The 11392-nt window shown below is 58.1% G+C and carries 5 protein-coding genes and 2 pseudogenes; 5 read left to right on the top strand and 2 right to left on the bottom strand.

What is annotated here, in order from left to right:
- Positions 1-187 precede the first annotated feature (187 nt).
- Positions 188-1255, top strand: a pseudogene (locus V8359_RS01150) (IS110 family transposase).
- Between the two features lie 270 nt (positions 1256-1525).
- Here V8359_RS01150 and V8359_RS01145 read toward each other — a convergent pair.
- A pseudogene (locus V8359_RS01145) lies at positions 1526-2157 on the bottom strand (tyrosine-type recombinase/integrase).
- Between the two features lie 290 nt (positions 2158-2447).
- Positions 2448-3410 carry a LysR family transcriptional regulator gene (locus V8359_RS01140; RefSeq protein WP_336426857.1) on the bottom strand — a complete coding sequence of 321 codons (963 nt, stop codon included), beginning with the start codon at positions 3408-3410 and terminating at the stop codon, positions 2448-2450.
- 79 nt (positions 3411-3489) lie between these two features.
- Here V8359_RS01140 and V8359_RS01135 point away from each other — a divergent pair, with 79 nt between their 5' ends.
- The 4 genes from V8359_RS01135 to V8359_RS01120 are packed head-to-tail and all read left to right on the top strand — an operon-like array spanning position 3490 to position 11088.
- Positions 3490-5019: a trimethylamine methyltransferase family protein gene (locus tag V8359_RS01135; RefSeq protein ID WP_336426856.1), complete on the top strand. Its 1530-nt coding sequence runs from the start codon at positions 3490-3492 to the stop codon at positions 5017-5019.
- Positions 5019-7394: a GcvT family protein gene (locus tag V8359_RS01130; RefSeq protein ID WP_336426855.1), complete on the top strand. Its 2376-nt coding sequence runs from the start codon at positions 5019-5021 to the stop codon at positions 7392-7394. Before V8359_RS01135 ends, V8359_RS01130 begins: the two co-directional genes overlap by 1 nt.
- Entirely contained in the window at positions 7391-9769 is a 2379-nt protein-coding gene (locus tag V8359_RS01125; RefSeq protein ID WP_336426854.1) for a GcvT family protein, read from the top strand. Before V8359_RS01130 ends, V8359_RS01125 begins: the two co-directional genes overlap by 4 nt.
- Positions 9766-11088 (top strand): aspartate aminotransferase family protein, encoded by a 1323-nt coding sequence (locus V8359_RS01120; RefSeq protein WP_336426853.1) that lies wholly within the window; start codon positions 9766-9768, stop codon positions 11086-11088. The genes V8359_RS01125 and V8359_RS01120 overlap by 4 nt, the downstream gene beginning before the upstream one ends.
- The last annotated feature ends 304 nt before the right edge of the window (positions 11089-11392 follow it).

Genomic DNA, 11392 nt, shown 5'->3' with positions numbered 1-11392 from the left:
GTCTATCGCGTACACTACCAGTTCGGCAACGGTTCTATTTTACCCCCACAGCGAATGGCCGGAATGCGGGAGGCAACCGCAGCATCTTTTTGGTAGGGCAAAGCTCCGCTAATGGGATGTGTCGGCTGCTTCCCCGCCGTTGGGTTATCCTGAACCGGGATCAACCGCGCAACAAGGAGAAGTAGCCATGTGTGCAAAGAAGACAGGAAGCATCGAAGACCTCGCCGTCGTCGGGATCGACATCGGGAAGGATACGTTTCACCTGGTCGGGTTCGACCGGTCCGGCCAGTTGGTCATACGCAAACAGATCTAGCGCTTGGCCCTGAACGCCACGTTCGAGCAACTCCCACGCTGCATCGTGGGACTGGAGGCTTGCCTCAGCGCCCATTTTGTCAGCCGAACGCTGCGAGGCATGGGGTTCGAGCCGCGGATCATTCCGGCGATTTACGTGAAGCCGTTCAACAAGGGCCAGAAGAACGATTACAATGACGCCGAGGCGATCGCAGAAGCCGCGTTGCGGCCCAACCTTCGGACCGTTTCAGAGAAGGACCAAGATCAGCTCGATCTTCAGGCCCTTCACCGGGTCCGGGCACGGCTGGTTTCGCGGCGCACCGCTACCATCAACCAGATCCGGGCCTTCCTGATCGAACAGGGCATCACTGTCAGGTCGGGACTGCGGGCGCTCAAGAATTCCTTCGAGACGATCCTCGAACAGCGACGGGATGAGATATCGCCCCGGATGCGCGGCATTCTGATTGGGCTCTATGGCGACTGGCTCTGGCTGGACAAACGGATCGAGGATGTCTCGGGCGAGATCGAAGAGATCAGCCGCACCGAAGAGAACTGCGCCAACATCATGACAATCCCCGGCATCGGGCCGATGATATCGACGGCGATGGTCGCGGCCGTCGGCAAAGGTGAGGCCTTCGAGCGAGGGCGCGATTTTGCAGCCTGGGTCGGCTTGGTGCCCCGACAATTCAGCACCGGCGGGCGAACGATCCTCGGCCGGATCACCAAGCGCGGCAGTCGCTACTTGAGGATGCTGTTCGTGCAGGCGGCGAAAGTGATCATGATGCGGCCACACCGATGGGCCGACTTCAGCTTTGGCCCGTGGCTGACCGAAGCGGTGGCACGCATGCCTCGAAACAAGGCGGCCATCGCGCTTGCCAACAAGCTCGCTCGAACCGCCTGGAGCATTCTGCGCAATGGCACCCGGTTCGACGCGCCAAAAGACGCGGCCATGGAAGAGATCTGAAGCCTTCCACGGCCACCAAGGAGTTCGCGATAGAGAGGACAGCATGGAACGGAAAATATACGCCCCCAAAGTCTGACGGCCCATTGGGTCATAATAGACCTTGCCGCTATTGAGACCACGGCGCGTGCGTAACCCCATCGAGGCCACGGCCCGCGAGCCGATCAACAGGCCGGATACATATGAGCGATTTCCGAAATCGTGCCAAATTCTCGATTGCGAACAGCAGCCGACACATACATATGGGCCGTCCGCGCAGGACGGCCCGATCGTTCATATCTCCACCGCCTCTGATATTGCCAGGGCGCCCTCGAGTTCGACCCCAAGATAACGGACGGTGCTGCCCATCTTCGTGTGACCCAGCAGCAGTTGCACGGCTCGAAGGTTCACAGTCTTCCGGTAAATCTGGGCGACTTTGGTGCGGCGCATCGAATGCGTACCGTAGGAGTTCGGCTCCAGGCCGATTGAGGTCACCCATTCCCGGACCAAGCGGGCGTATTGCCGCGTCGAGATGTGGCGTCTTTCATGGAAACGCCCGGGCCAGAGGTGCTCGGACCCGACCATGAGCGGATCGTCGAGCAGTAAACCAGCGACTTCCGCGTTTCTTCTGTAATCTCGAAGCGACCGGGCTGGCGGGTCTTGCTCTGTGTGATCGACGCCCGTTCCTTGACCAGGCCAGCGGCGTAGATGTCCGCGACTTTCAGCCTGGCGAGGTCACAGCCGCGGAGCATGCTGTCGATGGCGAGGTTGAAAAGCGCAAGATCGCGGGTGCGTCCTGCAATTTCGAGACGCACACGGATCGCCCAGACGTGCTTTGGCATGAGCGGTCGTTTCTGGCCGATGATGCGGCCCTTGTTCCAGGCTGGGCGGCAGGCACGGATGGCGGGAAGATTGGCAGCGGGCATGACGTTTCCTCCGTTCCGCCGCATGCCACCCCATCTCCGACCCGGAGTCGGCGCTACATCATACCATGCCGCGCTGCCACAGGTCCGCTTTGAGCCCATACTTTTGAATTGCTGGATCGCAGCGAAAGTCCGCTTTAAAGAAGCGGTTTTTTGCTGCTGGCAATACCGACCATTTCAGACATCAGGCGGACACTCACGATGTGGCGGAGGCAGCCCGCTTTGCGTACATTCGCCATTCCCGATCTGAGACGTTGCATGCTCTGGATTAGTGTTTTGCCCCGATACGGCGATCAGCTAAGAGTCACATTCGCTTCAGCCATACTACCCATTTGTGCCCTGATCTGTTTGATCAGTTCTTGGCTTGATCTGATTGCAAACGCTCTTGGAAGATCCCGTAACTCTGCCTTTCGAGCCACAACCGTCAAAGTGCGCGATAGGCCCGACACCGGCAGCTCCTTCAATTGCAGGTTCATATTCTCGACCATTCCATCGATCAGCAACGTTGGTGTCAGCATGCTGAAACCCTGTCCAGCGGATACGCAGGATGTTACCATGCTGGACCTGTCTGCAAGGATGACTTTCCTCGGCTCGAACCTCAGACGCCGCAAGTGTTGGGCAATCTGACGGCCTGCATTTGTCGTGTCGCCAAATCTGACAAGTGGCAAGTTCGCCTGAATGGCATCTAGTTTGTCAGTTGGACCATTATAGGATCCTGGCAAAACGAGAAGGTACTTTTCGGTCAAGACATGGTGCCGCTCCAGCCCGTCCATGTCGAGGAATGGGTTGGACGTGATCGCCAAATCCGCGCGTTTTGTCCGCAGCAGATGTTCATGGTTGCCGCTTTGCCCGGCGTACAGGGTGATGTCCTCGACACCGAAGGTCTGTTGGGCCAAATCGATCAGTGAGGGCGTCAAGGTCGTTGCAATGGAGGCTTGCAGTCCGACCCGCAACAGAGACAGCGACTTTTCACCGATATGGCGTAGTTCGGTTTCCATGTCCGAAATTGCATCCAAAATCTTCTGAGCTTTGCCCAGCAAACGCGCACCCGCGTGAGTCAGCCGAGCTGGGCGCGTACCGCGATCAAGCAGCGCGGTGTCGAATGCCTTTTCCAATGCTAAGATGTGCTGTGACGCTGCGGGTTGTGTCAGGTTGAGCAGTTTTGCACCGGCTCGCATCTGTCCGGTTTCAGCCACTGCGATGAACACTTCCAACGAGCGTATAAGCGCGGGCGTTAGTTTTTGTTGGTCCAACATTTCGCATCCATAGTATAATAATTTCTTATACTGTTTAGATTTTCTTTGTTTTGATCAAGCGGAAGCGCAGTGTTTCTAAATGACAAGAACTCGATCCAACCGACGCCGACACGGGGCCGCAAGTCGCACAGCGCCAGCGCCTCGGTCTCCTTTCATCCTGCGCAAGCTGGGCACATTCAACGTGCTGAGTGAAGCAGGCCTTGAGCAGATCGAGGCAAATGCTGACACGATCCTTGCCGAAACGGGGATGGAATTTCAGGACGACCCAGAGATCTTGCAGATATTTGCCGAGGCTGGCTGCGACGTAGAAGGCTCCCGGGTCCGGTTCGCGCGCGGATTTTGCCGAAAGACCATCACCGCAACCGCGCCAGCACAATTTGTCCAACACGCCCGCAATCGGTTGAGTAACGTGCAACTTGGCGGTGACGCGAGCGTTCTGTGTCCATCTTGGGGCCCGCCTTTTGTGCATGATCTGCAGCGCGGGCGTCGTTATGCTTCGCATGAGGATTTCATCAATCTCATCAAACTGCACCATACATTGCCTTGGCTGCACCATTCAGGCGGTGTGGTGTGCGAGCCGATGGATTTGCCCGCCAACAAACGGCATCTCGACATGCTTTACGGCCATATCCGGTACTCGGACCGCGCATTTATGGGGGCTTTCATTGGGGCCGAACGGGCTGGGCATGCGATTGATATGGCGCGGATCGTTTTTGGTGAAGCCTTCGTTGCGGAAAACGCGGTTTTGTACTGTGTATCCAACACCAACGCCCCGCTGGTGATGGACAGCCATATGTCTGGCGCGCTGAAGACCTATGCGCGTGCCGGGCAACCGGTGGCTTGCACACCTTGGGTTCTCACCGGGGCCATGTCACCGTCAACGGTGGCAGGCACGCTGGCCCAAGTTTTGGCCGAAACCATGGCCACCATGACCCTAACCCAACTTGTTAATCCCGGCGCGCCCTGCCTGATGGGCAGCTTTGCATCTACCATGTCGATGAAATCGGGTGCGCCCACGTTTGGCACTCCTGAAGCCGGGCTTATGGTTTTGGCTGCCGGTCAATTGGCCCGCAGGCTCGGCGTGCCTCTTCATACCGTCGGCACGCTAAGCGCGTCAAAAGTACCAGACGCGCAAAGCCAGCAAGAAGCTGCCTGGGGTTTGATGATGTCCATGTTTGCTGGCGCCAACCTTATCAACCATGCCACAGGTTGGCTTGAAGGCGGGTTAGTGACCTCGTTTGAAAAAACCATTCTAGATCATGATCTTTGCGGTAAGATCGGGCGCTTCTTCGACGGGATCGATATGAGCGAAAATGCCCAAGCGATGGAAGCAATCGCCACCACGGGCCCCGGCCAACACTTCCTTGGCTCTGAACACACGCAGGCCAACTTCATGTCTGCCTTGTTCCGGCCTTGGACGCCAGACGACAACTCGTTTGAACAATGGCATGCCGCCGGGGAAAAGGATGCAGCGACCCGAGCAAATGCGCTTTGGAAGCAACAGCTTGAGGCGTACCAAGATCCAGGCCTTGATCCGGATATCGATAATGCTCTGCAGGATTACATCGCGGCGCGCAAGTCCGAGAAACCGGATCAGGACTATTTCTAATGGGCCGTATTCTGATCATAGGCGGTGGGGCTATCGGGTTAAGCGTGGCCTATCATTTGGCGAAACGCGGTGCGGATGATGTCACGCTAGTCGAACGCAACCAGCTGACCTCAGGCACATCTTGGCATGCTGCTGGGATCGTGGGCCCCTTGCGCGCAACGCCCAACATGACGACGCTGGCCTCTGCCGCTTTGGAAGTGTTTCCGGCCTTAGAGGCGGAGACTGGCATGTCGACCGGTTACAAAAGGACTGGCGGCTATTGGCTTGCGCGAGAGCCTGAGCGAATGGATGAACTGTACCGCATCGCAGATCTCGGTGCCACCCAAGGTCTTTCACCGCAGGTGATTTCGGCGCAGGATGTGCAACTGCCTATGTTGGATCTGGCTGGTCACGTTGGCGCGCTGCATGTGCCTGAGGACGCCAACGTGAACCCTGTTGATCTGTGTATGGCCTACGCCCGCGCGGCCAAGGACCGGGGTGTGACGATCCGCGAAAGCGTCGAGGTCGCGCGGTTGCTGAAACGTGGCACCCAAATTTCGGGTTTGGAGTTGGCGGATGGTACAAAAATGCAGGCCGATCAGGTGGTCATCGCCACCGGGGCCTGGTCACGCGAACTTGCTGCGACCGCTGGCGTAGCCCTGCCGCTGCAGGCCGTGGAACACATGTATGTGGTGACCGAACCGATGGCCGATTTGCCGGAGCCATTCCCGGTCATTCGCGATCTGGATCGCGGCATCTACATCAAGGGCGACGCGGGGAAGTTGGTGATCGGCGGATTTGAGCCGGATGCCAAATGTTGGAACCCTTACGGGCCCGAAGGCAATCGCGCTTTCCTTGAAATGGCCGAAGACTGGGACCAATTTGCGCCTTTCATGGAGGCAGCCCTTGAGTTGTGCCCCACCCTTGAAGCTGTAGGCATCCAGCACTTCATGAATGGGCCTGAGAGCTTCACTTGCGATACCCGTCCCTTGGTTGGAGAGACATCAGTCGACGGGCTATTCGTCGCCGCAGGCATGAACTCGGTTGGGGTTATGTCCTCGGCAGGTATCGGTCGCGCGCTGGCCGATTGGATGGTGGATGGCCGCCCGCCCATGAATATGTGGGAGGTCGACGTGGCCCGCGTCGATCCTGTAACAGCCACGCCAGCGCACATGGCCGCGCGCATGCAAGAGGCGGTCGCCGATCTCTTTGCGCTGCATTGGCCATACAAACAGCCGCAAGCGGGGCGCGATTTGCGCAGGTCCGCGCTGCATAACAATTGGGCCGCCGCCGGGGCGCATTTTGGTCAAACCGCCGGGTGGGAACGCGGCCTCTGGTATGGCGAGGCGCAGCCTTATGCCGTCAGTAGGCAAGGCTGGTGGCCCATTGCTGAAGCTGAGGCCAAAGTCATGGCCGAAGGTGCGGCTTTGATCGACCTTAGCCCATTCACGAAAATTGATGTGCAAGGTCCAGGCGCTGCCAATGCACTCAACCGGCTTTGTACGGCGCAGATGGACGTCGCTGTCGGGCGGGCGGTTTACGCGCAGGTTCTCAATGCGCAAGGTGGGATCGAGATGGATGTCACCATCTCACGTCTTGCAACTGACCATTTCCACATCACGTCAGGCGCGGCGACCAGAGCACGGGATATTGCATTCCTGCGTCGAAACCTTCCCGATACTTTGACCCAGACCGATATAACCGAAGACTTCTGTACGCTCGGTGTCATGGGCGCGGGCTTGGACCAGGTCATGAAGGGACTTGTCTCCGATATGAATTGGACCAACGCAGTCATGGGCGATGTGCGTGACACCACCATTGAAGGTCTGTGCATACGCGGAACTCGGATTAGCTTTGTGGGGGAATACGGCTGGGAACTGACCCTGCCCAACAGTATTGCGCCGCGCGTTTTTGATAAGCTTGTCGCTGCGGGTGCCAAACCCTTGGGGCATTTCGCGGTGGATGGCTGCCGGATTGAGAAAGGCTTCAAGCATTGGGGCCATGATCTTGACCCAACGATTACCCCCCTAGAAGCGGGCTTGGGCTTTACCATCGATTGGAGCAAGGATTTCGTCGGAAAGCCGGTGCTCGAGGCCCAAAAGGCAGAGGGTGTCCAACGTCGGCTTATCCTGATGCAGATCGACGGCGACGCCCTAATGCTGCATGACGAACCGGTGTTCGAAGACACGGCTCATGTCGGATTTACCACCTCTGGGGCGCGCGGGCCCCGCACGGGGCTGAACTTGTGCTATGCAATGGTTGCGGTACGGCCCGGCGAAACACTGGCCGAAACCTGCCAGCGGCACTTCACTGTTCGGGTCGCCGGACAGGACTATACGGCGATGCCCTTAAGGCGCGCGCCCTTTGACCCCAAGAACGAAAGGATGCGCGGATGACCAAAGCGCAGGTTGTCATCATTGGCGGCGGGGCCATGGGCGTTTCGCTGATGTATCATCTGGTAAAGGCCGGCTGGTCGGACGTGCTTTTGGTTGAGAAAAACGATCTAACGCACGGGTCAACATGGCATGCTGCGGGGCTTTGCACCCACTTTGCCCACAACCCAACCATACAAGAGTTGCGCGCAACATCCGTGCGGCTCTACCGAGATATTCTTCCCCAAGAAACGGGTCGCGATTGTGGCTTTCATCGCTCCGGCGCGATGCGGATTACAAGCAATCCTGACCGGATGGACGAGTTTCGTCATGTTGCAGGATTGTCGGATTTCACCGGCTACCCGTTGGAAATTCTAACCCCCGAACGCATTGCAGAGCTGCACCCACTGGCCAAGTTGGATGGGCTGATCGGCGGCATCTATGAGCCTGACGATGGCCACGTTGACCCAACACTTGCCACACAAGCGATGGCAGAGGTTGCCCGTAAAGGTGGCGCACAAATTTGGCGCAACTGCCCGGTGACGGCCATCAGGCGTGAAGGCGCTGCTTGGTTATTGGACACACCCAAGGGTGCAGTTGAAACGATACATGTTGTAAATGCGGCAGGCACTTGGGGGTGGGAAATTGGACATATGATGGGGCTCAACATCCCTTCAGTGCCGGTCCTGCATCAGTATCTGGTCACTGATACCGTTGAAGTGGTTGCGGATCGGATCGCGCAAGGGCTGCCTGAACTGCCAATGATCCGCGACCCCGAAGAAAGCTGGTATGTCCGCCAGGAACGGGACGGGCTGATCCTTGGACCCTATGAGAAAGACGCCAAGGTCTGGTCGGTCGACGGGGTTCCGCCCGACTTTGGTGCGGACCTGATGCCGCCCGATCTGGACAGTGTCGAACACATCATAATGGCTGCGATGGACCGCATCCCGGCGTTAGAAACAGGCGGGGTAAAGTCCGTGATCAACGGACCGATCACCTTCACGCCCGATGCAAACCCATTGATCGGGCCCGCACATGGGTTGCAGAATGCATGGCTGCTGACGGGCTCGTCGATGGGCGTGATGGAAGGTGGCGGCGCTGGATGGTTCCTGGCCCATTGGATGACACATGGCGCGCCACCCATGGATGCGCTTGCAGTCGATAGCCGCCGCTTTGGCTCTTGGGCCGACCGGAATTACCGCGTGGCAAAAGCAATTGAATGTTTTGGCCTGCAATTCGGGGTCCACTATCCACACGAAGAACGCCCCGCCGGGCGCGGCCTGCGCTTGTCGCCCTTGCATGATCTCATGGTGGAACGCGGCGCGGTGATGGGCGCGGCATATGGTTGGGAGCGGCCCAATTGGTTCGCAGATGCACCCGGAGCGAAAGCGGATGAAACATTCCGCCGGGCCAATTGGTTCGAACCGGTTGCGCGAGAGGTTGAGGCCGCATCCGCTTGTGTCGCGATGGCGGACCTTTCGGTCTTTTCGAAGTTCGATGTGATAGGACCAGACGTAGGCGCTTTCCTTGAGGCCTTGGGTGCCAATCGCGCGCCCCCGCCCGGACGCATCGGTCTCACGCATGCACTGACCCCGGCAGGAGGGGTTTTGTCCGAATTCACCGTGACAAGGTTAGCAGAAGATCACGCCTATCTGACGTCCGCCGCAGCGGCCGAAGAGATCGACGTCAATCTGCTTATCCGCACGGCCAAACGATTTGACGTTACGGTCAAGAATGTTTGCAACGAGCTGGCCGTGATCGGTGTCATGGGGCCAAAGTCGCCCGATGTATTGCCTGAACTGGCAAATATGCCTTGGCTTTCAGCGCAACTAACTGTGCTGGCAGGTGTGCCCGTGCGCGCCTTGCGGGTCTCATACATCGGCGAATGCGGCTGGGAACTGCATGTTGCCAAGGCGCAGGCTGTCGCTTTGTTCACGCAGCTTGAAGGCATCGCCAAACCGCATGGCCTTGGCTACTATGGGGCCTACGCGGCGAATTCTATGCGGCTTGAAAAGGGGTATCGCGGATGGGGCAGCGATTTGACTACGGAACGCAGCCCGCTTGAGGCCGGACTGCAACCCTTTGTCCGCAAAGAACTGCGACCGGACCTGACCGGAGAAAACGCATGGGACATGGTATTGCTTGAGATCGAGGCCGGAGAGATCGACCCTTTTTATGCCCACGGGCTGTGGCAGGGTGACAAGACAGTCGGAATCGTGACCTCAGGCGCTTATGGCCACCGCACAGGCAAGGTGTTGGCGTTAGCCTATCTGCGGGAAGTCACTGCACGCGACAACCTGACCATTTCCATCCTTGGGCAGCATCGCAAGGCCGTGATCCTGCCGCGCCCGCCCTATGACCCCGACAACGCTCGTATGAAATCTGGAGTATCCACATGACCGAACACCCTCTGCACACCGATTGGAACTTTGACAGCACAGCGGCGCGGCGCGATCAATTCTATGCGGCCTCACTGACACGCTTTACCCCTTTCCGGGAACCTATCGTCTTTCAGAAAGGCCGGGGCCAATACCTTTGGGACACAGAGGGACGGCAGTACACGGACCTGCTTGGCATGAATGTTTGCATCTCAGTCGGTCACTCTCATCCTCGTGTGGTGGCCGCCGCGACCGCCCAGGCGCAAGAACTGACCCATTGCACCACCATGTTCTATCATCCGACCCCAGCACATCTGGCGGAAGAACTGGCCGCGACCATGCCCAAAGGCCACGATTGGGTGGTGCATCTGACCAATTCGGGGGCTGAGGCGATTGACCTGGCCATGACCATGGCGCGCACCTACACAGGCAATCTTGATTTACTGGCGTTACGCACGGCTTACCACGGCCCCACCGCAGCGGCGCAATCGATCACCGGCATTTCCGGTTGGCGACATCCCGGCATGCCCGGAAACGTGGCGTTCGTCGCTGATCCCAACCAATACCGCGGCATCTTTGGCGCTGTCACGCAGCCCTATCTGGATGAGATCACCAACACGATCAACGCGGCCACATCAGGCCAGGTCGCGGGGATCTTTGTCGAAAGCGTGCAGGGCTATGGAGGCATACACCAAATGCCCAAGGGCTATATGTCGGGCGCGGCGGAACGTGTACGTGCAGCGGGCGGGCTCTATATTGCTGATGAGGTGCAATCGGGCTTCGGTCGGACCGGCGAGCATTTCTGGGGGTTTGAGGCTGATGAAGTTGTCCCTGACATTGTTGTCATGGCCAAAGGCCTTGGCAACGGGTTCCCCATTGGCGCGGTTGTGGCCAAGAAACACATCGCCGGCCCGATGGCCGAGAAGTTCATGTTCCACACCTACGGCGCCAATCCGACCTCCGCCGCTGCAGCTCGCGCTGTGCTTGAGGTATTGCGAGACGAGGGCTTGCAAGAGAACGCCAAGACCGTCGGCGGTAAGCTCTTGGAGCGTTTGCATGACCTCAAGGACAAACACCAGGCCATAGGCGATGTGCGCGGCCATGGGCTAATGCTGGCCCTTGAGTTCGTGACCGACCGTGACAGCAAAACACCTGATAAGGAAATGACGACTGAGGTATTCGAAGCTTGCCGTACGCAAGGCATTATCCTCTCGAAGTCCGGCCCGTTTCAGCAATGCCTGCGCATGGTTCCGCCCTTATGCTTTGCTATGACGGATGTCGACCAAGTGACAAACAGCCTCGATCAGGCCTTGGCGGACGCGGCCAAATTAAAGCACTAAAAAGAAACAGAGCTTGAAGGGACACTCAGAAATCTCAGCATCACTCGGCGCAAGATACCGGGTCCAGCTGACTGCCATGAACTGCGTTTGTAGGACGCACCAAATTCGAAGGTCCCTTGAGGGTCCGGACACCGCCGCATATTTTTAGAAAGTGGTGGCACGTTGTTCCATTTGAATGTCGGTATACACATAAGCAAAGAGTTTGCCTTGCACAGGCGGCAAAGGACGACATCTCGCACTTGGAAACTTTCGCGCAGCCACGAACCGCACAAAGCGGACCTTGATGGCATTTCGCTGAATGGCC

The organism is Roseovarius sp. E0-M6 (genome assembly GCF_037083845.1).
Classification (GTDB): Bacteria; Pseudomonadota; Alphaproteobacteria; order Rhodobacterales; family Rhodobacteraceae; genus Roseovarius.
This window is presented reverse-complemented; position numbering and strand designations above follow the sequence as displayed.